27 protein-coding genes and 1 pseudogene are annotated in these 26553 nt (G+C 40.9%); 6 read left to right on the forward strand and 22 right to left on the reverse strand.

From position 1 onward, the window contains the following. From O3626_RS06380 to O3626_RS06425, 10 genes and pseudogenes are all read right to left on the reverse strand, one after another. Positions 1 to 776, reverse strand: a 776-nt coding sequence (locus O3626_RS06380; RefSeq protein ID WP_371495930.1) for a family 1 glycosylhydrolase, incomplete at its 3' end; no start/stop codon positions are given. A gap of 102 nt (positions 777 to 878) precedes the next feature. Next, positions 879 to 2579 (reverse strand): lactose-specific PTS transporter subunit EIIC, encoded by a 1701-nt coding sequence (locus O3626_RS06385; protein ID WP_315377471.1) that lies wholly within the window; start codon positions 2577 to 2579, stop codon positions 879 to 881. 2 nt (positions 2580 to 2581) lie between these two features. Next, on the reverse strand, positions 2582 to 2899 hold the full coding sequence (locus O3626_RS06390; RefSeq protein WP_195487310.1) for a PTS lactose/cellobiose transporter subunit IIA: 318 nt from the start codon (positions 2897 to 2899) through the stop codon (positions 2582 to 2584). A 46-nt stretch (positions 2900 to 2945) separates the two neighbouring features. Then, a complete protein-coding gene (locus O3626_RS06395; RefSeq protein WP_195487309.1) occupies positions 2946 to 3779 on the reverse strand; it encodes a PRD domain-containing protein in 834 nt (277 codons plus the stop codon). Positions 3780 to 4429: 650 nt separating this feature from the next. Beyond that, a complete protein-coding gene (lacD, locus tag O3626_RS06400; RefSeq protein WP_195487308.1) occupies positions 4430 to 5410 on the reverse strand; it encodes a tagatose-bisphosphate aldolase in 981 nt (326 codons plus the stop codon). 2 nt (positions 5411 to 5412) lie between these two features. Further along, on the reverse strand, positions 5413 to 6342 hold the full coding sequence (locus O3626_RS06405) for a tagatose-6-phosphate kinase (protein ID WP_195487307.1): 930 nt from the start codon (positions 6340 to 6342) through the stop codon (positions 5413 to 5415). 10 nt (positions 6343 to 6352) lie between these two features. Further along, a complete protein-coding gene (gene lacB / locus O3626_RS06410) occupies positions 6353 to 6868 on the reverse strand; it encodes a galactose-6-phosphate isomerase subunit LacB (protein ID WP_195487306.1) in 516 nt (171 codons plus the stop codon). Positions 6869 to 6886: 18 nt separating this feature from the next. Next, positions 6887 to 7312: a galactose-6-phosphate isomerase subunit LacA gene (lacA, locus tag O3626_RS06415; protein WP_195227776.1), complete on the reverse strand. Its 426-nt coding sequence runs from the start codon at positions 7310 to 7312 to the stop codon at positions 6887 to 6889. Between the two features lie 462 nt (positions 7313 to 7774). After that, positions 7775 to 8027, reverse strand: a pseudogene (locus O3626_RS06420) (ROK family protein); the annotation flags it as partial. A gap of 60 nt (positions 8028 to 8087) precedes the next feature. After that, positions 8088 to 8843: a DeoR/GlpR family DNA-binding transcription regulator gene (locus tag O3626_RS06425; RefSeq protein ID WP_195487305.1), complete on the reverse strand. Its 756-nt coding sequence runs from the start codon at positions 8841 to 8843 to the stop codon at positions 8088 to 8090. A 1362-nt stretch (positions 8844 to 10205) separates the two neighbouring features. On the opposite strand from O3626_RS06425, the gene O3626_RS06430 reads away from it, so the two are divergent. Then, entirely contained in the window at positions 10206 to 10979 is a 774-nt protein-coding gene (locus O3626_RS06430) for a class I SAM-dependent methyltransferase (protein WP_371495934.1), read from the forward strand. 288 nt (positions 10980 to 11267) lie between these two features. Here the strand turns inward: O3626_RS06430 and O3626_RS06435 are convergent, their stop codons facing one another. The 8 genes from O3626_RS06435 to O3626_RS06470 are packed head-to-tail and all read right to left on the reverse strand — an operon-like array spanning position 11268 to position 18148. Beyond that, on the reverse strand, positions 11268 to 12089 hold the full coding sequence (locus O3626_RS06435) for an ABC transporter permease (RefSeq protein ID WP_269796192.1): 822 nt from the start codon (positions 12087 to 12089) through the stop codon (positions 11268 to 11270). Next, the gene (locus tag O3626_RS06440; protein ID WP_371495936.1) at positions 12079 to 13029 is read right to left on the reverse strand and encodes an ABC transporter permease; all 951 of its coding nucleotides are present in this window, start codon (positions 13027 to 13029) and stop codon (positions 12079 to 12081) included. Before O3626_RS06440 ends, O3626_RS06435 begins: the two co-directional genes overlap by 11 nt. Continuing rightward, positions 13017 to 13799, reverse strand: coding sequence for an ABC transporter ATP-binding protein (locus O3626_RS06445; RefSeq protein ID WP_371495938.1), 783 nt, complete (start codon positions 13797 to 13799; stop codon positions 13017 to 13019). The genes O3626_RS06440 and O3626_RS06445 overlap by 13 nt, the downstream gene beginning before the upstream one ends. Next, on the reverse strand, positions 13777 to 14562 hold the full coding sequence (locus O3626_RS06450) for an ATP-binding cassette domain-containing protein (RefSeq protein ID WP_269796480.1): 786 nt from the start codon (positions 14560 to 14562) through the stop codon (positions 13777 to 13779). The genes O3626_RS06445 and O3626_RS06450 overlap by 23 nt, the downstream gene beginning before the upstream one ends. A 2-nt stretch (positions 14563 to 14564) precedes the next feature. Further along, the gene (locus tag O3626_RS06455; protein WP_269796479.1) at positions 14565 to 16118 is read right to left on the reverse strand and encodes an ABC transporter substrate-binding protein; all 1554 of its coding nucleotides are present in this window, start codon (positions 16116 to 16118) and stop codon (positions 14565 to 14567) included. Continuing rightward, on the reverse strand, positions 16105 to 16629 hold the full coding sequence (locus tag O3626_RS06460; RefSeq protein WP_269796478.1) for a DUF924 family protein: 525 nt from the start codon (positions 16627 to 16629) through the stop codon (positions 16105 to 16107). Before O3626_RS06460 ends, O3626_RS06455 begins: the two co-directional genes overlap by 14 nt. A 3-nt stretch (positions 16630 to 16632) precedes the next feature. Beyond that, positions 16633 to 17481 (reverse strand): ATP-dependent sacrificial sulfur transferase LarE, encoded by an 849-nt coding sequence (gene larE, locus O3626_RS06465; protein WP_269796477.1) that lies wholly within the window; start codon positions 17479 to 17481, stop codon positions 16633 to 16635. Position 17482: 1 nt separating this feature from the next. After that, complete coding sequence (locus O3626_RS06470) at positions 17483 to 18148, reverse strand: Crp/Fnr family transcriptional regulator (protein ID WP_223141572.1); 666 nt, start codon at positions 18146 to 18148, stop codon at positions 17483 to 17485. 161 nt (positions 18149 to 18309) lie between these two features. On the opposite strand from O3626_RS06470, the gene larA reads away from it, so the two are divergent. From larA to O3626_RS06495, 5 genes are all read left to right on the forward strand, one after another. Beyond that, positions 18310 to 19584, forward strand: a complete 1275-nt coding sequence (gene larA / locus O3626_RS06475) for a nickel-dependent lactate racemase (RefSeq protein ID WP_371495942.1) — start codon at positions 18310 to 18312, stop codon at positions 19582 to 19584. A gap of 8 nt (positions 19585 to 19592) precedes the next feature. Beyond that, on the forward strand, positions 19593 to 20360 hold the full coding sequence (gene larB / locus O3626_RS06480) for a nickel pincer cofactor biosynthesis protein LarB (protein WP_023919185.1): 768 nt from the start codon (positions 19593 to 19595) through the stop codon (positions 20358 to 20360). Continuing rightward, positions 20360 to 21733 (forward strand): nickel pincer cofactor biosynthesis protein LarC, encoded by a 1374-nt coding sequence (gene larC / locus O3626_RS06485; protein WP_371495945.1) that lies wholly within the window; start codon positions 20360 to 20362, stop codon positions 21731 to 21733. Before larB ends, larC begins: the two co-directional genes overlap by 1 nt. Positions 21734 to 21753: 20 nt before the next feature. Then, positions 21754 to 22467 (forward strand): D/L-lactic acid transporter LarD, encoded by a 714-nt coding sequence (larD, locus tag O3626_RS06490; protein ID WP_049491678.1) that lies wholly within the window; start codon positions 21754 to 21756, stop codon positions 22465 to 22467. Positions 22468 to 22603: 136 nt separating this feature from the next. Then, positions 22604 to 23776: an NAD(P)/FAD-dependent oxidoreductase gene (locus tag O3626_RS06495; RefSeq protein ID WP_371495947.1), complete on the forward strand. Its 1173-nt coding sequence runs from the start codon at positions 22604 to 22606 to the stop codon at positions 23774 to 23776. 322 nt (positions 23777 to 24098) lie between these two features. On the opposite strand, the gene O3626_RS06500 is transcribed toward O3626_RS06495, so the two are convergent. The 4 genes from O3626_RS06500 to O3626_RS06515 all read right to left on the reverse strand — a co-directional run bounded on the left by O3626_RS06500 (position 24099) and on the right by O3626_RS06515 (position 26536). Beyond that, positions 24099 to 24761 carry a hypothetical protein gene (locus O3626_RS06500; RefSeq protein WP_371495949.1) on the reverse strand — a complete coding sequence of 221 codons (663 nt, stop codon included), beginning with the start codon at positions 24759 to 24761 and terminating at the stop codon, positions 24099 to 24101. 102 nt (positions 24762 to 24863) lie between these two features. Next, a complete protein-coding gene (locus O3626_RS06505; RefSeq protein ID WP_371495951.1) occupies positions 24864 to 25190 on the reverse strand; it encodes an AzlD domain-containing protein in 327 nt (108 codons plus the stop codon). Further along, entirely contained in the window at positions 25177 to 25872 is a 696-nt protein-coding gene (locus tag O3626_RS06510) for an AzlC family ABC transporter permease (protein ID WP_371495954.1), read from the reverse strand. Before O3626_RS06510 ends, O3626_RS06505 begins: the two co-directional genes overlap by 14 nt. A gap of 109 nt (positions 25873 to 25981) precedes the next feature. Further along, on the reverse strand, positions 25982 to 26536 hold the full coding sequence (locus O3626_RS06515) for a DUF3592 domain-containing protein (protein WP_371495956.1): 555 nt from the start codon (positions 26534 to 26536) through the stop codon (positions 25982 to 25984). Positions 26537 to 26553 lie beyond the last annotated feature (17 nt).

Genomic DNA, 26553 nt, shown 5'->3' on the forward strand with positions numbered 1-26553 from the left:
GTTGCATCTGAATAGTGTCCAAGGTAGGTTGCATCCAAGATAAATTTGTTGTGGATGATATCTTCCAACTCAGCAGCACGTACGTCTGCAGGATTTTTAGGATCCAATGGATACTTAGTTGGAAGGGCGTGAACAACCCCGATTTCACCTTTGTAGCCTTTGTCTTTGTACAATTTCACAGCACGTGCATGAGAAACCATCATATTGTGGTGTGATTGGAAGACTTTGGCAAGGTCATATTGAATACCTGGTGGGAATTTACCTACTAAGTATTGACCATCACCGATTGGGCCAATTTCATTGAAGGTTGTCCAGTAGTTGACTTCTGGGAATTCTTCAAAACAGAAAGCAGCATAATCTACAAAGTGTTCGATATTTTCACGATTCAAGAAGTCTCCATTTGAGTGAAGAGCTTCAGGAGTATCAAAGTGGTGAAGAGTTACGAATGGTTCTACATGACGTTTATGGCATTCTGCAAATAACTTATGATAGAATTCTACCCCTTTTGGATTGACTTCACCATAGCCAGTTGGGAAAATACGTGACCAAGCAATAGAAATACGAATTCCGTTTACGCCATATTCTTCCGCCAACTGTAAGTCTACTGGATATTTATGGTAGAAATCACTCGCTGGTTCAGCAGTATACCAATAGTTGTCTGCTAAATATTTATCCCATGCAACTGGTCCTTTTCCGTCAGTATGAGTCGCACCTTCTGCCTGGTAAGCTGCTGTTGCGCCACCGAAAATAAAATCTTTAGGTAATGTTTTTGACATAAGTTTCCCCTTCTCAATCATAAAATAAAAATAAAGCAAGATGGAGAGGAGTAAGTGAGCAATCCTTCTCCATCTCACTTTAATCAACAGTAAATGTATTTATTATTGAAATTGTTCTTGAACGAATGCAAGAGCGCCTTTACCATCACGAGTCAACTTGATGTATTGAGCTCCTTCAGTCTTAGCCAATTTGATTCCAAGTTTATCTGTTTCAGCCTTCATATCTTCATAGTTTGAAGCTACTTGAGGAGCAAGGATAACAAGGTCAAATTCTGGCAACATTTCACGGTGAGCACCGTAACCACCAGCAGCAGCCTTCACAGGAACATTGTATTCTGCAGCAGCTTTATTCAAAGCATTGGCAAGAAGTCCACTAGTTCCACCACCGGCACAAAGAACCAATACGTTTGTTTCTTTTGTGATATTGTTTTGAACTGGTTCACCTTCAACACCAGCTTTTTCAAGAATAGCATCTGCTTTTGCAGTGTTAAAGTTTGCAGCAACTTTTTCTTTCAAGCTATCGTTTGATTTACCTGAACGTTCTTCTTCAAGAATTTGTTCATCGTAAACTTTAACGAATGGGTAGTAAATGATCACGTCTACTACAACAAGAAGTGCAGCAAGGATGAATGAAAGTACTTGGAAGTTCGTACCAAGAACAATACCCAGAGGTCCAGGAGTTGTCCATGGTAGGTTAGAAGTAAATGAGTTCATTCCCAAGGTATCAACAAAGAATTTGAAGATCCATACGTTTGCAATTGGAGCAAAGATAAATGGAATGAAGAAGATTGGGTTCAATACCAATGGAGCACCGAACAAGATTGGTTCGTTAACACCAAAGAATGTTGGAACTACAGATGCACGTCCAATTGCACGGTTACGTTTTGATTTCGTTAACCACATGAACATGAATGGAACGACAAGAGTCGCACCAGTACCACCCATAGTAACGATAAACATTTGAGTACCTGAAGTAAGGATCTTATCAGCGTGTATTCCTTGTTGAATCAAGTTCAAGTTTACTTCGGCATTTGCATAAGTGATCGCTGCAATCGCAGGCTCAACGATAGATGGGCCGTGAATACCAATAAACCAGAAGAATGCAAAAGCACCGAAAATGATCGTAATTCCAACATAACCATCTGCTGCTGAGAATAGTGGTGCAAGAAGAGTACCGATTGATTCAGCAACTGTTACATGAAGGCTTGCTTTAACAACTAATTCAAGTGCATACAAGAGTACAACTGATAATGTAAATGGAATCAAGTCTTTAAATACTTGTGAAATATTTGGTGGAACCTCGTCCGGCATGCGGATGGTCACATTGTTTTTCACACAGACTTTGTAAACATTAACAGTAATGAATGCAGCAATAAAGGCTGTTAACAACCCTTTAGTCCCCATGAATGCTGTTAAGAATCCGCCATCTTTAGCAGGTTCAGCAGCCATGAGCAAGAAGCCAACCATAGTAGCCAACATTGTTGAAATGTAGTTGATTTGGTTGGTTGCTGGGAGGTCACGGTTCATTGAATCTGTCAAACCCTTAGCCGTTGTCCCAGCAACGAAGAATGCCAAGATGCCCATAGAATAGCTATATGGAGTCATCAAGAAAGTTTCAATATCTTTAGACCAATGGAATCCCCATGCGTTTGGTACATACGCAATTAGGATGAAGATAGATGAGAATAAGATTACAGGCATCCCTGCAATGAAACCATCACGAATCGCTCGCAAATATTTATTACGAGAAATCTTTTCAAAGAATGGTTTTCCTTTTTCAATAAGCTCAATGAGTTTGTTCATTATTATTTAGCTCCCCGTTTGTATAATTCAATAAGATGATGAACCACATCTTTTAACAAGATGGTTGTCATCAAGTGATCCTGTCCGTGCATCATTGTGATGCTGTATGGAATTTCTTCCCCCGCTGCTTCTTGCGCTAGCATGGTTGTTTGAGCCTTATGGGCCTCCGCAATACAGCCACCTGCTTCTTCAACAAGAGCTTCTGCTTTAGCAAAATCGCTAGCTTCAGCAGCTTTTAATGCTTCAAGTAGTTTAGAACGAGCATCACCAGCATAAGCGACAATTTCAAAGCCAAGTAATTGGACTTCTTCTCTATTCATAATAGTTCCTCCTTATAAATTTAATGATATAGAGCAAATTAATTTTTTACAAGAGACGTTGAATATGAAGAACGATATATATTCGTTCACTGTGGAATAAATCCACTCCTGTTTCTCTTGCAATGACATTATAGATTCTGTTTCCTATTTCAAAAGCTTTAGGATACGAAACCTCTAGATGTTCTTCCATTCCCAGCAAGGACGTGTTATCTTTCCTAGATCGATCAATATAATCCAAAAAATAACTTAGATGAACCATGAAACGATCATAGAAATTACTATTCTGTGGAGTTCGTTCAATATTGTCTCGAGACAATTCCTGCTTAACTAATTCAAGAATATGCTTCGTTCGACTAATCTGAAACGATGGAGTCACTTCCCCTTCTCTCTTAGCATTTATAAAATGAATAGCAATTCTTCCAAGTTCGTCCTCAGGAAAACCATCAAATAATTTTGATTTGAAAATGGAAAGAGCTTCTTCACCAATTTGATATTCAATTGGATACTCATTTGAAACATCTGGCAACTTACTACTTTGGTAGTTACCTGTTTGAATAGACTGGTAAGCACAATAAATGTGATCAGTTAAAGTTACATACAGATAATCCTGTACAGGATAATTGTATTTCAGTGTTAATTTATCAATAACATCATATGTCACTGTAATAAAATCAAGAGGAACATCTTTTAAGAGAGCCAAAAAGTTTTCTTTTGATTCTTCCGTCTTCAAATGGAATACCTTGTCAACTAAACTAGTTACAATAATGTCTCCTTTTTTCTTTTGAAAGACAATACCTTTACCAGTAACGATTAACTCTCTTTGATTTTCATCTCTTACTAAAGCAATATTGTTATTAATCGGGCTTACAATCCGAAACACTGTAACTCCTCCTTTCTCCCAGTATTATGACCAAAAGTAAGATAATCATAACGTCATAGACAAATATAAAAAGACCACAAACGAGCAGGGAAAACAGAATAATACTACCCCCCGAATTCATTTGCAGTCTCGCCTAATATTACTCAGTTACGATCCACCCTATTCAAACTATGTTTTCATTATAACACTTATAATTGATTTTGTAAACCCTTTCTGATTATTTTTTTGCTATTTTTGTTATTTTTTTGTTTGCTTTAAACAAAAAATATGTTTTCATTTTTACAACTAAAAAACTTAAATCAAGGAGTTTACCATAAAAAATGGAGAGAAAAGTTAGAAAAATTACTTTAACGACTACCCTTTTCACCATCTCCTACTATTGTCCTCAAAATAGAGGGGAAATTCTAATTGAGGACAACTTTATTATATACCTTTATTCCTATGTTTAGTTATATAATAACTGAAACTAGGAACATTTACAGTTTTAGTTTCTGACATAGGAAAAGAAAAACCATCGAAAACTTCCAAAATTTGAAAGTCTGACGATGGTCTTCTATTTAATAATTTCAACAAAGAAGAAATTTTAATATATCACCTTAAGATACTTTAGGAGGTTAAATCGTTGAAATTTTAAATCAAGTGAATTTATTTTAAACTCTTTCTTTCCAAGAAGTAGCAGTTTGTTGAAGAACTTTGTTCAATTCATCAATGTTTTGGAATCCTGTTGTACGCAACCATTCGCGAGCTGCTTCTTCACCTTTTTCAACATAAGATTGAACAGATCCAGCCCAAGTTGCACGTCCACAAAGTACACCGTTGAAGTTTGCACCTGAATTGTGAGCAAATTCAAGAGTTTCTTGGAACAATTTAGCTGATACACCAGCACTCAAGTAGATGTATGGAAGGTTTGTAGCTTCGTCTTGTGCTTTGAAGTAAGCAGCAGCTTCTTCACGGCTGTAAACCACTTCACCTTCAGCAAATCCTTCAACATATTTCATGTTTACTGGAACTTCAACTTTCAATACATCGATATTGAAGCGTGGGTTTGAGAATACTTTCATTGCTTCAATAACTTTACGAGGTTTTTCTTTAGCAAATTCAACAGAACCTGTGTCAGCATTCTTTTCATCGTAAGCCAAGATTTCCAAGAAGAATGGGATATCTTCAGCCACACATTCAGAACCTACACGTTCGATGTAAGCTTGTTTTTGTTGGTTCAATTCATCTTCACTATCTACATCATAGTAAAGCAAGAATTTAACAGCATCTGCACCTTGTTCTTTGATACGTTTTGCAGACCATACATCCAAGCAGTCAGGCAAACGTTTTGTGCTTGAAGTATCGTATCCTGTTTTTTCATATGCAAGAAGGAGTCCAGCATTTTTATCCAAAGCTTTAGTAGCAGGAAGTCCATATTCAGGGTCAAGAAGCATAGATGAAGCATATTTTGTCAATTCATCTGCTACAAGAACTTTCAATTCTTCCATTTGAGCTACAGTTGGTTCAGCATCTTGGTATTGACCCATCAAACGTTTCAAGGCACCACGTTGGTCGAATGCCAAAGCTGAGATGATTCCATTTTCGTCTGAAAGTTTTTCTAATGATTTACGTTTTTGTGCTGTAAGTGCCATTTTTATACCTCTTTTACTTTAATTTCTTTATATAGTTGATTGTAGTTGTCCATATTCACATGGCCAGTCATTTTTTCTTGTGCATTGAGCATTCCCAATACCATTGCGTGTTTCAACAATTCTTCGTCATTTTTTTGACTATTGAGAGCTGATGAAATTCCTGCAACCGTAGAATCTCCAGAACCAACCGGATTGACTACTTCAATTTTAGGAATATCCACTTTGTAGAAGGTGTTTTGATGCTTAGCAAATGCACCATCTCCTCCAAGTGAGACGATAATCCATTCAATGCCATCAAACAATGGATCTGTTAACACTTCTTTCAAATCTGAAAGATCTTCTGTTACTTCTTTACCCAAAAGTTGAGAAAGTTCTTCATTGTTTGGTTTGATAACAGTTGGCTTGAAACTAGATTTCAAAACTGCTTCTAGAGATTTTCCAGATGAATCTAGTACAACCTTGCGTTGATGCTTTTGTGAGATTTCAATCAGTTTTGCATAGTAATCTGTAGACAGGCCAGCTGGGAGACTACCAGAAATAGCAATAACATTTGAATCTTTCATCAATCCTTCAAAATGGTTTAAGAATCCTTCTGACTCAGAGTTACTAATTTCAGGTCCTGCTTCCAGGATTTCTGTCTGATTCCCTTCATGTAGAATCGCGATACAATTCCGTGTATCACCATCGATATCAAAGAACGCTGCCTGAACTCCTGCTGGCAAATGCTCTTTCAAAAATTGACCGTTTGTCCCACCGACAAAACCTGTCGCTACTACTTGATCTCCACTTTCTGAAAGGACACGTGTAACATTAAGACCTTTCCCACCAGCTGTTTTAGAAACTTCAGATACGCGATTGACGGTATCTAAGTTCAATTTTTCTAGTGGATAAGAAATATCAATAGATGGATTCAAAGTTACCGTTAGAATCATATTCTACCCCTTAGTCGTGATATTCACCGCGATCCCATTTTTCAAGAAACTCAGTAAAGAAGTCTGCATCTGCTTGGTGAGCATTATGGGTTTCAACATGTTGGATTTTTGCAATCAATTTTTTGTTTTCTTCAGTTGGTTTGTATTCAGCATGAATGAATGCTTCGATGATATCGCACATCAACAATTCACCAGTGATCTTACCACCAAATCCGATAACGTTCGCATTCAATTGTTCTTTAGCGTAAAGAGCAGAAGTCATATCACGAACCAAGGCAGAACGGATACCAGGAACTTTGTTTACCGCATTGTTGATACCAACACCGGTACCGCAGATACATACACCAAGATCTGCTTGACCGCTAGCTACAGCTTCACCGACTTTCTTACCAAAGATGGGATAGTGGGTACGTGTATGGTCATAAGTCCCAAAGTCGAGCACTTCGTATCCTTTTGATTTCAAAAAATCAGAAACAGCCATTTTTTCATTTGTAACGATATGGTCACAACCAATTGCAATTTTCATTTTTTTCTTTCCTCTTTCCTAGCACATTTTATTAAGCATATCTACACGAATTTGGTGACGACCACCATCGTATTTACCATTTACGAAACCTTTAACGATGTTTTTAGCTAATTCATCCCCAACGATTTCAGCACCCATAGTAATCATACGAGAGTTGTTGTGTCCACGAGTCATATATGCAGAACGTTCATCAGAAACTTCAGCAGCAACCATTCCTTTGATCTTAGTAGCAACCATGAATGGACCAGCTCCATAAGCATCGATTACAATACCCAAATTGTCATCAGCTGTATTCACTTCTTTTGCAACTGCCAAAGTGACGTCAACAAAATCTTGACCATCTGCAGTTACATCAACTACTTCAAATCCTTCAGTGTTTAAAAAGTCTTTTACAAGTTCTTTTAAACGTTTTCCAGATGCATCTGCACCAATTACAATAGCCATTACTATGCCTCCAAAAAATTATTTATGATTGATCGATTGCTCGATCAGTTAAAAAAGCACCTCAGATGCAAAGCATTTTAAGTTACTTTTCAGATACACCTATAATATACACCATTGTAAACAAAAAGTCAACATTTTTTGTTTGATTTTATCTTTTTTTGTACAAATAATGAGTTTTTAAGTTTTTTATAGCGCTTTCTGTTGTTTGTTTTCGAACAAAAAGATCCGAGACAATCAATCTCGAATCCTTTCTCTATAAACTTTTTCGTCTATTACTCATTTATAATAATAGATAACAATGTCTTCTATAAAAATTTAATAGTTTTTTTAATTATAATAATAAACTAGCTGCTCCAATGACTCCTGCCATATTTCCTAGAGTAGCCAATTTCAATTCAGTCAACCTACGAACTGTTGGAAAAGCATACCTATTAAACTCTTTTTTACATTTGTTAAAAGAAATTCGCCTGCACCTTTCCACCTCTCTCCAAGGGCAGCAACATTCGCATCATTTTCAATTAGAAATGGTAGGCTAAATTCTTTTTCAAATTGATCTCTAACCTCTTGAATTTCATCCCATCCAAGATTATAAGCACCACATACTGTTCCATATTGATTGTACTATGTCCGGAATTATTTGTTTCCCTTGATTTCTGGTATCTGTTGGGATACTCCATACTTCTAATACCTCGCCTATTTTTGATACAAGAGCCATTTTTACACTAGTACCACCTAAATCAATACCAATTATCTTTTTTCCATGTTACCTACTCTTTTATACAATTACTTGAGTGTACACCTCTAATGTGTCGTGTACATTATCAGAAGAGATATCCGTTATGACTGCTGTTACATTTTCTAGCGAACAGATAGAAGTGAAATCTTCTTTACCAATTTTAGAAGAATCCATCAATAGGTATACTTCCGATGATTTTTCTATTGCTAGCCTCTGAGTAAAAGCCTCCTCAAACGAAGAAGTCATAACTTGACCATCTTTGATACCATTCCCACTAAAGAACATTTTATTGTAATACATTCGATCTAATAAAGCGTTCGTTATCTCACCAACAAAAGCCTGAGTCAGATTTCTCATTTCACCCCCTAGCAAAATGACTTTAAACGTATCAGAACTTTTTTTATATAGCTCATTGAAAATCGGTAAACAATTCGTAATCACTCGCAATTCTTCATTCTGAATTTCTTCAGCTAAAATTTCAACAGAGGTCCCCGGTCCAAGGAAAATAGTTTCTCCATCCTGTATTAATTTTGCTGCTTTGGATGCTACTTTCCTCTTTTCTTCAATGTGTTGATACAGCTTTTCTTCATGAGGAACTTCTCTATATTTAAGTTGTTGGATACTTCGTGCTCCACCATGGATCCTAGTAATTAATCCCTGTTCTTCTAATACAGCTAAATCTCTTCTAATCGTCATATCTGATACATTCATCATCTCAACGATTTCAGCAACTGTTATTACTCCTCTTCTATTCACTAATTTCTCTATTTCTATCAAGCGTTGATGTTTTTTCATTCTTTTCACCTATTTCACATGTTTTTCATTCTCTTTACATTATACTCTTTTTTAAATTTCAAATCTACATTTTTTGTTTGAAGCAAACAATTTTTGATTAAAAAATGGTCCCCAGTTCTCCAATTAAACAAAAAGAGCCGTTAGATATACTCAAACTAACAACTCTAATTATATTTTTTAACAAACGAAGGCATCAATCCCTGCAAATGTGTGAAGGTGAAGAACTGCAAATGACAATTAAAAAGTTAGACGAAAACTTTCAAGTTCAGAAGATTTAACACCACGAGTGGCGAAAACTTATGCTGATTCAAAAGTAAACTTAGAGGATAAGTAGCAGCTATCATACACGATTACAACTCCTCGTTTTTTACTTCTTCTAGTTAAAAGTTGATCAATTGGGTTGAATCTTCAATTGTTTGATGAACTACATAAATGTTAAACTGATTTCTCAAGTATCAATTAACTTACAAATACCAGCTGCATCAAAGTCTAAGTTGGTATAGAAAAAAAGTTCTTTTTAAAATTCGAAAAATATAAATGCAAACTAGATAACGCTTTTCTCACGAATATAGATTGGTTCTTCAAAATCTCCCACCTCTATACATAAATGTTATCTTATATATCGCTCAATTTCCGCAATTTAGTAAAAATCAAAGAGATGTCGAGCATTTTTTAGATCTATCCAATCCAACAGTCACGAAACTATTAAAATCGATGGAAAAGAAAGATGGATACTTCAGAAATTCGACCAATTTGATTTTAGAAAAAAATTGATTGGATTAACAGAAAAATCATTTATGCTACTATCAACCGAAAATAAGTAATCCCAAGCAAATTCGAATAAAAGCCTAACTCAATATAAAATACCAAATAGCACCCCATATATTAGTGTCTTTTTAGAGGCTACTAAATTATTTATTTTTCAAAGTGATATCTTTTTAAAAATACATAACTTGCATAACTGTTACATATTATCTATATATTCTATCTACTTCTAGTCCACAAACATATAAAAAAGAGGCATTTAAGCCTCTTTTACTCTCCTTCAAACACTCTGTCACTGTCCATTTACTGTCCAATATACTGTAACACATCTATAATTTATTGATTTAAACGGATGCGAAATCCCTTAATACCAGCATTTTGATAAATAACAAGACTTTAAGAATCTTAAATTAGGTCTTGCATATTCATCATAGCAATTACATTCCTTCCAACTTCTGAAATTTACAGTTCATTATACCATTTTTTAAACGCTTGGAAAAGCTTTGAGCTGGGGAAGCTCTGATTCTTCTTTGATCTTGGATTCGATCTATAGTATAATGTTACAAGAAATTTCACGAAATAGAAAATGAGGTTACCGTGTTATATAAGATCATCCAACAATACTGGGATAAACGCTATCAGGGCTATTCCCAGAAAAATAAAAAAGAAATCGAAAGTGTTCAGATTGAAAAATGGAAGTATGAACTCATACGTTGGCTACCAAAAGAGCGAACGATTTCAATCTTAGACATCGGTACAGGACCTGGATTTTTTCCGATTGTCTTAAAACAAATGGGCTATACCAAGGTCACTGCAATTGACGCTTCAGAAAATATGCTAGAGATTGCGCAGGAGAATCTCCTCAAGTATGGCGGAGAAACACCAGATACCGTCCGCTATCTACAAATGAATGCCCAGGAGTTGGACTTTGAACCAGAATCTTTTGACATCATTCTGATGCGCAATGTTACATGGAATTTAGAAGAGCCTGAGAAAGCTTATGAATCCTGGCTACGGACTCTCAAACCTGGCGGACAACTCCTCATTTATGATGCTAACTGGTACTCTTATCTCAATGATCCTGCTATTCGTTCACAATTTGAGAACAATCTCAAGATCGTTTCCAGCGAACAGTTAGAAGATTACTGGCACGGCGAAGGGGTCGATGAGGCCTTGATTGAAGAAATCGCCCGCCAATTGCCACTAACCAAGCGCCTTCGTCCTGGATGGGATCTGGAGTTTTTGAATCAATTTGAAGAGGTCGAAGCAACAGTTGACACCGAATTTGGACCAAAAATTTGGAGCCGAGAAGAAGAACTCAACTACGCAGCTACACCGATGTTTGCCCTTTATATCACAAAAAGAAGCTGATTCCTGTTTGGATCAGCTTTAATGTTCTTTTATACAAAACTAATAAATTCTACAAAAATAAAATAATTTTATTCGTTAGAGTCATTCAATCATCTACTGAAACTTTCCGCCGTGAGAAAAGTGCTAGAAACACTATTGTTTCTAGCACTCGGAATAATTGAGACCTTAGGCTCAATTATTAGTCATGGAACTTCTTCGAAGTTCGCTGACGTCCGTATTCACCTAAGGAAAGTTTCTAAGAAGATTTTGTCTTCAATCTAAAAGCTGATTCCTGTTTGGATTAGCTTTTTATTTGTATTCTTGTTGGATGGCAAAGTACTGTTTGAGGAGTCTTCCTAACACCATTACGCCTCCAATAAAGAGGATGAGAAAAAGGCTAGGAAAGGCCACGATCCATGGCGCTGTCTGCAAATAGCTTCTGCCAGTATTGATCATCGCGCCCCACTCTGCATCGGGCATCTGGGCACCCAAACCGATAAAACTCATCCCTGCAATTTCCATAACAATGGTATTCAGGTCATACACCATGGTTGTTACAACTTGGGGAAAGACGCTAGGGAGATAGTAAAGTTTGATCTTACTCCAGAAGGTATTGCCAAACATATCTGCATAGCGGAAATACGGTTCTTCTTTGATATCGAGGAGAAGTGAGCGCACTAGGTAGGCATACTTTGTCCAGCTGGTCAAACAGATAGCCAGTAATGTCTGCTCTATTCCAAGACCTAAAAAACCAACGATCCCAATCACAAAGATAATGGGAGGAAAGGCTTGAAAAAGCGTAATGACTACTTGAACCAAGCGATCCACGATCCCACCAAACTTGACACTTAATACTCCCATTAAGCAACCAAAAAGGACGACCAAAAAGAGAGCGAGAAGGGATGGAAAGAGGGTATGGGCCCCTCCGACAAACACTCGGACCAAGAGATCACGGCCCAACTCATCTCTCCCAAAGATAGCTTGATGAGAGGGGCTTGCCAAAACATGACCCAAATTGACCTGGTTAGCGCGGTCAGCTCCCAACCACTGCGCAAAGGCCAGAAAGACTAGAAAGGCAAGCAAGCCAATGGATACCCACCGAATGTTCCGTTTGATCTGATCAGATGACATGGTTGGCTCCCTCCTTGCGATAGCGTTTTGGATTGATGACGAGCTGGATAAATTCAGCAAAGGTATTGACTAGAAGAACACCAGCTGTAATGACCAGAACCGATCCCTGGATCAAAGGAAAATCCCGGTTGTGAACAGCTGTGATCAACATTTTCCCAATTCCTGGCCAAGAAAAGAGATACTCGATCACGACCACACCTCCTAATAAAGAGGTTAAAGATAGGGTGATCAAGGTCAAGAGCAACGGAAATAATTGTGGAAAAATGGTTGTCCTGAGGATCTGCCCCCATCTCAAACCGCGCCCCATAGCCCCCAACACCGCATCTGACTCAAGGATCTCTGTTAAGCCTTCTTGTAGCTGCGGGATGTAACGGCTCGACATGGTCAAGGCCAAGGTCAAAGAAGGCAGTACTGCTCCTTGTAGATTCACCGTTGATTGGATTGGAAACAGATGCAAATATAGTGAAAACACCAGCATCAGGCCAATCCCTAGAACGAAATTGGGAATGGTATTGGCGAGAGCCGTAGCAAACGAGATGACCTTAGAAAGCGGGCTCTTCTTATAAAAGACTGCCATAAAACTAAGCGGAATCGAGATCAAGAGGGTCAAGAAGAGGGTAGAGCCTGCTAGCACTAATGTATTAGGAAAATAAAAGGCCAATTCTTTTGCGACGGACGATCCGGAGTGGTAGGTCATTCCCAGATTTCCATGGAAAACTCCGAATAGCCACCGTCCATACTGCACCCAGAAGGGATCCTGAAAACCAAATTCCAGACGCTTGGCCTCAAGCAGTTCTTTTGTAAAAGGAATCCCCTGGGCAGCCAACATATTTTTAGCTGGATCTCCTGGCGCTAGATACATGAGTAAAAAGGAGATCAAACTGACGCCAAGTAAGATCAGTAGGAAACGGACCAGTAATTTACAGCTTATTCGAAACATCCACTCACCCACCTTTCTTGTAGCTGATAAGTGGCTAACAATTCCTGAGTATAGGGATCTTGTGGGCTACTCAAGCACTCACGAGTCTTTCCTAGTTCTCTGATTTGTCCTTCTTTTAGGACCATCAGCTGTTGACAAAATTGGCTGACCAAGGCTAGGTCATGGGAGATAAAGACAAAACTCATCTGAAACTGCTCCCTCAACTGCTCCAGCAAGCGCATCAGCTCTGCTTGGATGGTCATATCGAGGGCACTAGTCATCTCGTCGCAAACGAGGATTCTCGGTTTGATGAGTAAGGCACGCGCAATAGCTGCTCTCTGGCACTCCCCCCCGCTTAAAAATTGAGGTCTTTGTTTGACTAGCTGACGATTTAGGTGAACAGCCTCTAACACAGCCTCGATCGCTTTTTCTTTTTCAGCTTTCGTTGCTTCCTGATCAAAATGATCACAGACTTCCATCAAGCTCGAATATACTGATCGAGCTGGATGAAAGCTAGCATGAGGGTGTTGATCAATATACTGGATCGTTTGATAGAATTCTTTCGTTGAAAAGTCTTCATAGGGACGGCTCTGTAAATAGAGTTGCCCCTGATGAGGTTTGATAAAGCGACACAGCAGATGACTCAGACTGGTCTTTCCAGATCCAGATTCACCTACAATGCCAAAGCTTTCACCTTCTTCTAACTTAAATGAAATCGGACCTACTTGCATCCCCGATGCAGAATGACGGTGGGTGAAAATCAGATCTTTACAGGTCAAAATGGTCCCCATCTGTAGCTCCTTTCTGTAAACGAGGGGTTGCAGCAAGCAACTCTTTTGTATAGTCTTCTTTTGCGGACTCCAACAATTGGACCGTAGCTCCTTGCTCAATGACCTGTCCCCCACGGATCACAAGCATGTGATCACTCAAGGCTGCAGCAACTGCCATATCATGTGTTACTAATAGAAGAGACAAGCCTTCTTCTCTTTTTAAGCGGGCTAATAAGTTCACAATTTCAAGCTTTGTGACCACATCGAGCGCACTGGTGGGCTCATCAGCTAGCAAAATCGTCGGATAAGAGACCAGTGACAAAGCAATTGCGACCCGCTGCATCATGCCCCCACTTAGTTCAAAGGGATAAGCTGGCGCAATCTTTTTCGCTTCTAAACCAACCAAATCCATACATTCTTTGAAAGAACGAATGTTAGGAGTCCGCCCTTTTAGACTTTTGACTAGGTCCTTGTAATGGTTTTCGATGGTTCGTCGATCATAAAAAAAGCGCCCAGCCTGCTGGCTGATCCAAGCTATCTCACTTCCCACAAAGGAGAAGGGAGAGGCCTGCTGGAGTTGTTCCTCTCCTTGCCAACGATACTGGCCTTTTACAATCCAGAGATCTCGCAAAGGGAGTCCTAGCAAAACCTTTAGTAGGGTAGACTTCCCGCTGCCACTTTCTCCAACAATAGCCAGGCTCTGAAATTCTCCTAATTGAAAGGATACATCTTCAAGAATGATCCGATCCTTGGATTGGACCGTTAGGTGTTGAAGTTCAAGCATACTTATTCCTTTGTTAATTGATTGGTTATATGGTAATAGTCTGAGGCACTCGATGCGAGCCCTGACACGCGGTCATTCATAATGACTGCCACCTTAAACGTCACCAAAAAGCTGATCGGTAGATCCTCTTGAATCTCCCTTTGGAGGTCCTTACTCAGCTCTTGACGCTTCTCTTGATTGCCTTCTATCCCCAGAGTTTGAATGAGTTGGTCTACCTTGTCGCTCTTATATTTTCCAAGATTAACTGAACCGTCTGAAGCCAGTGAACTCTTAAAGAAGGGGTAGGGGTCGCCTACAGGAGTCGCCACCATGGTATAAGGCGTAAACGAATAATCTTCTGCTGCAGCAATCGAGCCCACTTCAACAGTCCGAATCTTCACATCGATCCCAATCTGCTTCAAGGCAGCTTGTGTCGCCTGAACTGCTAAAGGAATCTCTGGCAAACGCTCATAAGAGAGAGCTGTCAATGTAACCTTTTTACCATCTTTATAGCGAAACCCATCTGCTTTTTTCAAGTAGCCTGCTTGGTCCAAGAGCTTCTCAGCTTCCTTGGCATTCGCATTTGGAACAGGCTCTTCTAAAGCAAAAGGAAAGCGACTTGGAAACGGACCACTTGTAGCTTGGGAACCTTTTTGAAAGAGCGATTGACTATAGGTCTTTCGATCAATCACCAAATCAAGGGCTTTTCGTAGCGTCTTGTCTTTCATCCAAGGATCTCGGAAATTATAAACATAAGAAAGATAGCGCGAGCCATCCACTTCTGAAATCCGATAACCTGTTTTCTTACGATAAGAAGCTAGATTGAGCGCCGGCATCCCATAAGCCGCATCGATCTCACCAGCATCTAAGGCGAGACTCATCGAGGTCGCATCTGAAAAGGAACGAATCTCCACCTTCGCTACTTTGGCTGCCCCATTCCAATAATTGCCAAAGGCCTTTAAACTAGCCCCATTTTCTGGACGAAAAGCCGTCATCTGGAAAGGACCTGTCGCAACGACCGATTTCCCAGTCGACTCCTTGGCTCCGACATGAAGAATGGTCGAATAAGGATCTGCCAATAGATTCAAGAGAATCGGTTGAGGCTCTTTGGTTTTGATCCGAAGGGTATGATCCGTCGCTGTTATTTGCTCGATCATTAATTCACCTGCCGCCCGCTGATTGGAAGCCAAAAGATGTTCCAAAGACTCCTTGACCGTCTGAGGAGTCATGAGACTCCCATCATGAAATCGCACCCCTTGACGGATCGTGATCTCCCACTCCAGAGGGGACAACTGCTCACCTTTGGTGGCCAGCCAGGGTTGGATCTGTAGCTGATCATCCATTTTAAACAGGGTCTCTCCGACCCCATAGCGCACTGTAAACCAGCCATTGTACTCTTTGACTGGATCAATATTGGCCGGAAATTGGGTATAGCCCATAGTTACTGTATCACGAGAAGAGACCGTTTTTTCCTGGCTCTCCTGAAAAGCCCTCAAGCCTAGCAAGCAAATTCCTGCTAAAAGGAGCGTCCAGCAGAGCTTGGCCCAAGATCCTTTTTTTCTTTTAAAAACCAGCATGTTCTGCTAGATACCCCTCTTCTTCTTTGGTCGATATTCTCCCTAAAATAGCATTGCGATGAGGATAGCGTCCAAATTGTTGGAGAATCTCCGCATGCATCTTCTCATACTTCAAGCGTTTTTCGAGCCCCGGTTGATCAAACAAGCGCAAGGCTACTTCATGGACGACTAAGGATTCAGAATGCATAAAGGGCATGTAGAAAAAACCTCTTTGTACAACTGGTAGATCCAAGGCTTGCTCTAACCCTTCTTGGGCCAAGACCAAGGCCAGGGAATCTGTCGCAAATGCTTGAGCCGTCCCTCGAAAAATGTTGCGAGGAATCTGGTCCAAGAGCAAAATCTCTGCTAAACGACCTTCTGCTGTAGTGCGCCAGCCAAACAATTCCCCACGACTAGCCTTCCAATAGAGTCCCTCAAAGCGCTCCCGCATTTCTTGGTCCAAGGCATCCGATTTTTTAAACCAATCCTCTGGCTTCAACTCTTCAAACCAAAATCGTACTACTTCATTCATGCCTTATTCCGCCATAATTTTTTCTTTGGTTTTTTCATCCAAAGAGTCATTCATCCGACCATACTTGTAACCAGCCAAATCCAAGGCTACATAAGTAAAGCCAATTTCCTTCATAAAGTCATTGATCTTGTCATGCATTTGGATCGCTTCAAGAAGATGGTCCTCTTCTACTTCGATACGGGCCAAGTCCCCATGCACGCGCACGCGGGCTTGCTCAAAACCAAGTCCTACAAGGAACTCTTCCCCCTCAAAGACGCGTTGGACATTTTCCAAAGTGATTTTTACCCCGTATGGGAAGCGTGAGGCTACACTACAAGACGGAACCTTGTTCCAATTGGAGACGCCTCTTTCCTTAGCCAATTGACGAATTTCTGTCTTATAGAGACCCGCTTCTTGCAAGACACTACGTACTCCCGCTTCGTTTCTAGCCTTGATACCTGGACGGAAGTCGTCTATATCATCCATGATCATGCCGTCAACCAATTGCTCAAATCCCAATTCTGTGACAGAATCCTTAATGGTTTGGTACATCAATTGCTTGGTGTAATACCAAATATTAGGAGTGTTGGCAGCAATACGCGGATCACTCAATTCTCTCATCTCAAGCCCCAGTATTGGTGCCCCCAACTGATCCGCCAAATCAAGCGCTAAATTAAATTCCTCATCTGAGAAGAGTTCTGAATTCACCACTGCTGCAATCACATTGTCAGGCCCTAAGGTGTCCAAAGCAACCTTTAAGAGATAGGAACTATCAATCCCACCAGAATAGGTAATGGCCACTTTTCCGATTTCCCGCAAAATGTCTTGTAATTTTTCTTCTTTTTCTTTTCTGATTTGTGCTTCTGTTGCCATGTTAGAATGTTTCCCTTCCAATTAATTCTTCGATGCTTTCTGTATCCAAAATAACGATCTTTTGCTGTCGAATGTCTAAAACACCCTCCCGCTTTAATTCATTCAGAATGCGATTGACACTGTTTCGGGTTGAAATCCCACAAAAACCAGCAATATCTTCGTTGGTAATATTAAAGTCAATCAAGACACCATCGTCCTGCTCTACCCCAAATAAGCTGCACAGCTTTTGTAGGTGGAAACAAACCGCGCCTTTTTTCCCATTCATCATCATGTATTGCTGGGATTCCATACTTTCAGACAGTTTATTGCGATAATAATCCCGTACGTAGTCTTGCAGTTCCTTTTTCTCTTTGACAAAGGTCCAAAACTTAACCCGAGGAATCCGATAAAAGCTTGCCTCGGCTGTTTCCACGCGTACGTTAAAAGGCGAGTCCGTATAATTGGATACCTCGTCCCGTAACAGGGACACAATATCTGTCGCCTTTAAATAGGAAAAGTTAAATTCTCGACCATCACGCATGATGACACTGGTCTTTACGACCCCTTCTTTTAAAATATAGATGTAGTCCTCTTTAATCCCGCGATAAGAGAGGTAGCTGTGGTATTTTTTCTTGATAATGGGCGTTCGCCTCTCTTCCAAGAATTTCACTAAAAATGCTGAATCCACGCGCGATTTTCCTCCTTCTTCATTCCTTTGTAGAAGTCACACTAATGATACACCTGTTCTTAATTAGTATAGTTAACATTTGTTAACATCAATTAGTACACACCTCTTTTAAAAAAGAATTATACTATAAGTATCAGTATTAATAAAGGAGATCGCAAATAATGGTAGAAATTAAATTACCGTACGACAAAAAGACGATTGTTGCAAAGATTCCAGATGAAAACTTTGCAGGATTGTTAGAGTCTAAGGCGGAAAACTTCCATAACCCACTGTCTGAAGAAGAAACTGTTGAACGTTCAATGGATAATCCTATCGGCAGCCCAACTTTGGAAGAGCTTGCTAAAGGCAAAAAAGACATCGTGTTGATCAGCTCTGACCACACTCGTCCCGTTCCTTCTCACATCATCACCCCAATCATTTTGCGTCGTATTCGCTCAGTTAACCCTGATGCACGTGTGCGTATCTTGGTTGCTACTGGTTTCCACCGTCCTTCAACTCGCGAAGAATTGATCAACAAATACGGCCAAGAAATCGTTGACAATGAAGAAATCGTTATGCACATTTCAACAAATGACGACGACATGGTTAAAATCGGTCAACTTCCTTCAGGTGGGGATTGTATCATCAACAAGATCGCTGCTGAAGCTGACTTGTTGCTAGCAGAAGGATTCATCGAATCTCACTTCTTTGCTGGATTCTCAGGTGGACGTAAATCAGTCCTTCCAGGTATCGCTTCATACAAAACTATCATGGCGAACCACTCAGGTGACTTCATCAATTCTGATAAGGCACGTACTGGTAACCTTGACCACAACCCAATCCACGAAGATATGCTTTACGCTGCTCGTACTGCAAACTTGGCCTTCATCGTCAACGTTGTATTGGACGGCGAAAAACACATCATCGGATCTTTCGCTGGGGACATGGTTGAAGCCCACAAAGTTGGTTGTGACTTCGTTGCAGACTTGGCACGTGTGTCTAAGATCGAAAGCGACATCACAATTTCTACAAACGGTGGTTTCCCACTTGACCAAAACATCTACCAAGCTGTTAAAGGGATGACTGCAGCCGAAGCTTCTAACAAAGAAGGCGGAACAATCATCATGGTTGCTGGATGTGCAGACGGTCACGGTGGAGAAGGTTTCTATCGCAACCTTGCTGACGTAGAAGATCCAAAAGAATTCTTGGAACAAGCCATCAATACACCTCGTTTAGAGACTGTCCCAGACCAATGGACTTCTCAAATCTTGGCACGTATTTTGGTACACCACCATGTTATCTTTGTATCTGACCTTGTAGATCCTGAATTGATCACAGGTATGCATATGGAACTTGCAACTTCATTTGACGAAGCGCTTGAAAAAGCCTTTGCTCGTGAAGGAAAAGATGCTAAAGTAGCAGTTATCCGCGACGGACTTTCTGTCGTTGTTGAATAGAATCAAACATGGATTTTCAACCCAATCTAGAACAGACACTCCGTTCTTTGCAAGCAGGCCATCTCTCAGTTGAGGATGCGCTGGAGCAAATCAACGGGGTTAAAGAACTAGGGTATGCAGCAATTGATACTGACCGGCAACGTCGCAACGGCTTCCCTGAAGTCGTATACGGCGAAGGAAAGACAGTTGAGCAAATTGAAGGAATCCTGCAATTTCTTTCACAAAAAGAATTGCCGATCCTCACAACAAGAGTCTCTCTCCAAAAGGGAGAGGCTCTTTCTCAGCGCTTTCCGACTGGCCACTATTATCCAGAAGCCCGCTGCTTCGTTCTCAACTCTAAAAAGGAAGAAGCCGATCCTGAACACTACATTGCGGTCGTCACAGCAGGGACAAGTGATGTTCCTGTTGCAGAAGAAGCTGCAGTCACTGCAGAAACCTTTGGCCATTCGGTTCGCCGAATCTATGATGTGGGAGTCGCCGGCATCCATCGCCTCTTCAATCGCTTAGAAGAGATCCAAAAAGCCAGTGTGATCATCGTGATTGCCGGTATGGAAGGAGCTCTTGTCAGTGTCGTAGGAGGCCTTGTGGATGTCCCCGTTATTGCCGTTCCGACTAGTATTGGATACGGAAGCAACCTTCAAGGGCTAACGACCCTGATGAGTATGTTGACCTCTTGCGCTTCTGGCGTAACGGTCGTCAACATTGATAACGGATTTGGTGCAGCTTATTCAGCATGTATGATCAATCGACTCAACCACAATCGAAAGGAAAACTGATGACCAGTCTATTTTTAGAACCTTTTTCTGGAATAAGTGGCGATATGCTCAATGGTCTTCTTGTGGACCTTGGGGCAGATGTCGAGCTTCTTCACACAGAACTCGAGAAACTGGGAGTGGATGGTTTCCACCTCCACGTTCATCGCGTCGCAAAAAGCGCAATTTGGGGAACTGATTTCGATGTTCACCTTCACCACGGGGAGAAAGATACGGGGATTGAAGGTGATTTTGATCACGATCATGAACATCATCATGATCACGAACATCATCACGATCACGAACATCATCACGATCACGAACATCATCACGATCACGAACATCATCACGATCACGAACATCATCACGATCACGAACATCATCACGATCATGAACATGAACATTCCCATGCGGATGCCCGCAGTTATGCAGACATCCACGACTTGATTGTCGCTTCTCAGCTGAGTCCTTTTGTGAAAGATAAGAGCCTTGCAGTCTTTCTTGACATTGCAAAGGCAGAAGCAGCTGTGCATAACATGCCTGTCGAACAGATTCATTTCCATGAAATTGGTGCCATTGACTCCATCGTCGACATCGTTAGCTTTTTCATCCTAGTGGAATCGCTCGGTATCGATACAGTTTACTCTACTCCTCTCACTGAGGGAAGTGGAACGATCTCAGTCGCCCATGGAGAAATGCCTGTTCCGGTTCCCGCTGTGATGCAGTTGAGAAAAGGAACGACTATTCCGATTACTCAAGACTTCACAGTTAAAACGGAGTTGATTACTCCGACAGGGTTAGCCCTCCTTAAAGCATTGTCCCCAATCTTTGAACCAATCCCCTCTCACCTTTCCATCGAAAGTGTGGGCTATGGATTTGGTAAAAGAGAGACTGGAAAATTCAATGCTTTACGCGGTTCGCTATTGAAAGAAGACGCCTCTCACAGCACCACTGTTGTTCATCGCACGGAAGATCAAATTATTGAGATCACCACTACGATTGATGATCAAACACCAGAGCAACTCGGTTATATTTTCCACCGTTTCCTGGATGCTGGAGCTTTAGATGTCTACTATCGTAGCGTCGTAATGAAAAAGAATCGCCCTGGCTTTGAGTTGATTCTCTTGATTCAAGGAAGTCAGTTGGAAGATTTTTCAACCCTCTTGTTCAAAGAAACCAGTACCATTGGTTTTCGATACCAACAAGTTGACCGCAAGGTCATGCAACGTCGGTTTGAACAAATCGATACAGAATTTGGAACCGTTACGGTTAAAATCAATCAGTACGGATCCATCACTAAGAAGACGCTTGAATACGAAGACTGTCAGCGTATTGCTACGGAGATGCAGTTGTCGATTCAAGAGGTTTATCACCAATTACAAAAATACATTTATTAATTTAGGAGACATTTATTAACATGACACATCAATTACTTGCAGAAGTTATGAGTACAGCTTTGATGATTATCTTCGGGGTTGGCGTACACTGTGACGACGTTTTGAAGAAAACAAAATATGCTGGAACTGGACACTTATTCGCGATCACAACATGGGCATTCGGTATCACTGTCTGCTTGTTCGTCTTTGGCGGCGTTTCAATGAACCCTGCTATGGCTTTGCTTAAAGTCCTTCTTGGTAAATTGACAATCGCTCAATTCTTCCCAATCGCAATCGCTGAAATGATCGGTGCCTTCCTTGGAGCAGTCATTGCTTACTTTATGTATGCAGACCACTTCAAGATTTCTGAAGGTCAAATTGATGGTGTTGCTATCCGTAACATCTTCTCTACAAACCCTAACTGCCGTAACCTTCCACGTAACTACTTCGTCGAAGCGTTCGCAACATTTATCTTCTTGACATCTATCATGGCTGCTGAACATGCCAACGAAGCAATGCTTCCATTCACTGTTGGTTTGATCGTTTGGGCTATCGGTATGGGTCTTGGTGGTACTACAGGTTTCGCGATGAACCAAGCGCGTGACCTTGGACCTCGTTTCGCTTACCAAATCTTGCCAATCAAAGATAAAGTAAACAACGACTGGCAATATGGTCTTCTTGTACCAGGTACTGCTCCATTTGTTGGTGCTGTCCTTGCCTTCTTCTTCATCCGTCACTTCCTCGGAATCATGTAATGAGTTGATTGAAAAATCATTCAAAAGCAAGTATCAAAAGGTGCTTGCTTTTTTGATCCCTTCATTTTCCGAAGCCAGCCATAAAATGATATAATGGACAAAGCAAATCATGAAAAAAAAGAGAAAGAAGATTGATATGACTCACTTTCACACCATTGTCATCGGTGGTGGCCCAGCAGGTATGATGGCAACCATTGCCAGCGCCTCTTATGGCCAACCTACGCTACTGATCGAAAAAAATAAAAAGCTGGGCAAGAAACTCGCTGGTACCGGAGGAGGCCGCTGTAATGTCACGAATAACGGGACCCTAGACGATTTGATGGCCGGTATCCCTGGAAATGGCCGTTTCCTTTACAGTGTGTTTTCCCAATTTGATAATCATGATATCATCCAATTTTTCACCGATAATGGCGTCAAGCTAAAAGTCGAAGATCATGGCCGGGTCTTTCCTGCTAGTGATCAATCTCGCACCATTATTCAAGCCTTAGAAAATAAGATCCTTGAGCTAGGTGCTAGCATGGCCACCAACTGCGAAGTCGTCTCTGTCACCAAGCCAGAAGACGTCTTTATCGTCAAGTCTGCTGAAAAAACATGGACAGCTGACAAGCTGATTGTCACAACTGGGGGCAAATCCTATCCTTCTACCGGCTCTACTGGCTACGGACACGAAATTGCCCGCCACTTCAAACACACCATCACCGATCTCGAAGCGGCAGAAAGTCCTCTTTTGACAGACTTCCCACACAAGGCCCTCCAAGGGATCTCTCTGACAGATGTGACCCTCAGCTACGGCAAACACATCATCACCCATGACCTGCTCTTTACGCATTTCGGTCTTTCTGGCCCTGCAGCCCTTCGGATGTCTAGCTTTGTTAAAGGTGGGGAAATCTTATCTCTGGACCTCCTTCCGACTACCTCTTCTCAAGAGTTAAAAGACTTTCTAGAAGAGCATCGAGAAAAGTCCATTAAAAATAGCCTCAAAACCCTTCTTCCTGAACGGTTAGCTGATTTCTTGGTGCAAGGATTCCCTGAAAAAGCCAAACAACTCACTCCTCCTCAGATAGAAGAGCTCATTCAAAACATCAAAGAGGTGCCTATTCCTGTCACAGGGAAGATGTCTCTAGCCAAGTCCTTTGTCACCAAGGGCGGCGTCAGCCTCAAAGAAATCAATCCTAAAACCCTAGAAAGTAAGCTAGTTCCTGGGCTCCACTTTGCAGGAGAAGTCCTCGATATCAATGCCCATACAGGCGGTTTTAATATCACATCCGCCCTCTGTACCGGTTGGGTAGCAGGAAGCCCTCATTACTAAAAAACGAACTCGATTTGTTCGAGCTCGTCTTAGAATGATGACAAACTATTTTAAAGTAAAATAAGTTAAGTAATTCTACAAAGAAATATAAATGTGGTCCAATTCTTAGAATGAATCAAGAAAATGCCGAAACTTTCCGCTGTGAGAAAAGTGCCTGAAACTTTTTGTTTCAGGCACTCGGAATTATTGAGACCTTTGGCTCAATAATTAGTCATGGAACTTCTACGAAGTTCGCTGACGTCCGTACTCACTTAAGGAAAGTTTTTAAGAGGACTTTGTCTTCAATCTGAAACGAACTCGATTTTCCATCGAGTTCGTTTTTTTATTGTTCTTTGGTTAATGAAAAACGGAAATCATTGTATTTGTTGTAGTCAAATGGTGTATTGGTAGCCGTTGTGAAAACAATCGGTGTATAGTGTCCTTCTTCTAAGATAAAACCAGGTTCGAGTCGGAAATCAGCGACACCTAAGCCTGTGATCCCAGGGAGCAAGGCATCAGCCCCATCAAGACCTTCAGCATCCCAATAGTAGATATTTCCAGTTGCTTGGACAGCTCTTGCCGTATAGGTCGCTGTCCGAGTCGGTTCGCTATCATTTTTGAAACTTACCACTGTTGTTACATCCCCATTGGCATCGACGGTCATTTTAATCGAATCCGCTTGTGGACTAGATCCTACCCAAGTTCCCACCAGTTCTGCAGGGACAGTAGCTTGCGTCGTAGCAGACGCATTCTCGGTCTTACTAGAGTCTTTTGTACCTGTCTCGCTACTGGTTTGAGTTGAAGAGCTAGCTGTATCTTTTGCCTGAGCAGAAGATGCTGCACTCTTTTTGCTATTACTTTTGGCTTTTTTCTCTACCTTACTGGTAGATGCTTTTGCGGATGAGGAAGCTGTTTTTTTATCCTTTGCACCACAACCACCGAGAGCTAGACCAAGTGAAGCAGCCACCAGAACAGCGGCACTCCAACGGAAGATTGATTTTTTCATAAGATCACCTCTTTATCTTTCTGAATCCCATTATACTCCAATTGTTACAAAAATCAAGTTTTTTTGTAACAATTGTAATTTTTCTGTAACATATTTTTACATTTAAAATGCCAATCGTAATAGAGCGATCAAGACAATTCCAAACAAAACGGTTCCCATAAGGTTTTTGTAACGAAAGGCTACAAAGAAGCTAGGAATGGTCACCATGAGGTCCAACCAGTGGAACTGCGGGAGGCTTCCAATTTTCCCATCTACTAAGCTTGACAAAACCAAGGCAAAGATAATGGAAATGGGCAGGTATTTGAGAAAGCGGGTCACAGGAGCCGGCAGTCCTTTGTATTTGACTAAGAGGAAGGGCAAGATCCTAGGAATCCAGGTAACGAGGGCTGAGGCCAGAATGGCCATAAAGATAGTACTATTCACGCGCATCACAGACCACCCCCACAAAACAGCCGATCAAGGTCGCAGCTAGCACAGCAAGCGGTTGCGAAACAAAAAAGAGTAAGAGCAAGAAACTCACTGCTACTGCTAAGAGCACCATGAGCATGGTCTTGGTCTTTTCTGTCAGTTGCATTCCTTGGAACTGGGCTACAAAAATCCCAATAAACATAGCCACTAAGGCAAAATCAAGCCCAAAAGCCTTTGGATCAGGTAGGAGAGATCCCAGAGCTGTTCCGATAACCGTCGCACTGATCCAAGACACATAGCCTACTAGATTGTTCCCATGCATCCAAGGAACTATAATGGTATCCGTCTTTAACTTCTCACTCAAGTAAACCCCGTAACTCTCATCGGTTAAGAGGCTTCCAATCCCAATGGTATGAGCGAGACTCGCATCCTTAAAATCAGAGGACGTATGCAGACTCATCAACATATTCCGGAGATTGATCAAACACACGGTCAAGGCCATATTCAAGATCGAAGAGTGGGCCGCAATCAGAGAGATCATCGCAAACTGAGCCGCCCCAGCATAGACCAAGACACTCATCAAAGCCATCTCCAAAGGAGAAAGATAGGGAGACGCCACCACACCACAAGCCAGGCCAATACTGATATAGCCTAGAGCTGTCGGCAGCGCATCCCTCACCCCCTGCCAAAAATCTTTTTCCATACTCTCACTCCTTTCTGAATCATTGACCTCTATTATAACACAAGAAAAAGCTTGAAAAAGGACCAATGAGAGACTCAAACGATTCCTACTGCACTTATATTTTAAAATCTTAATTTGCTTTCCAATTGTATATGATAGATAAAATAGTAAGTGTCACGAAAACGATCATAAAAATGATGTAGAGAACGAGAAAGAGAAGAGCTAACTTTTTATACAGTTTATCTTTATTACAAAAACGTTCAACATATGACTCTCTTGGATTTTGAGGATCATACCAAACAGTCATGGTAGATCCTTTAGGAAATGCTTCTTCTAAAATGTTTGTGTAAGAGACAATTGAGTTTCTAGAAATCACTAAATTTTCACTCAAAAGATCCGGTGTATCAGCTACCGCCTTTCGACTCATCCAAGGGGCTGATTTCACCACGGTCCAACGATATTCTAATTGTCTCTTATATGCTATTCCATCAACAATATATTCTACAATGGGTGGAATCACTTGTTTTGCGTATGCATAGCCAACAACAATACCTTCAACCCGCTCTGTTGATAGGTTTTTCCTTCTTGCAAAACGCTTAGAAATGTAGAAGTAGATGAAAAAAACAGTTAGGAAAAAGATCGACCCGCCCCCTATTACAAAAAGAAGTATAATATATACTGGCATTTTTCTACCTCCTATTT

This window comes from Streptococcus sp. 20925_1_77, assembly GCF_041432125.1.
Classification (GTDB): Bacteria; Bacillota; Bacilli; order Lactobacillales; family Streptococcaceae; genus Streptococcus.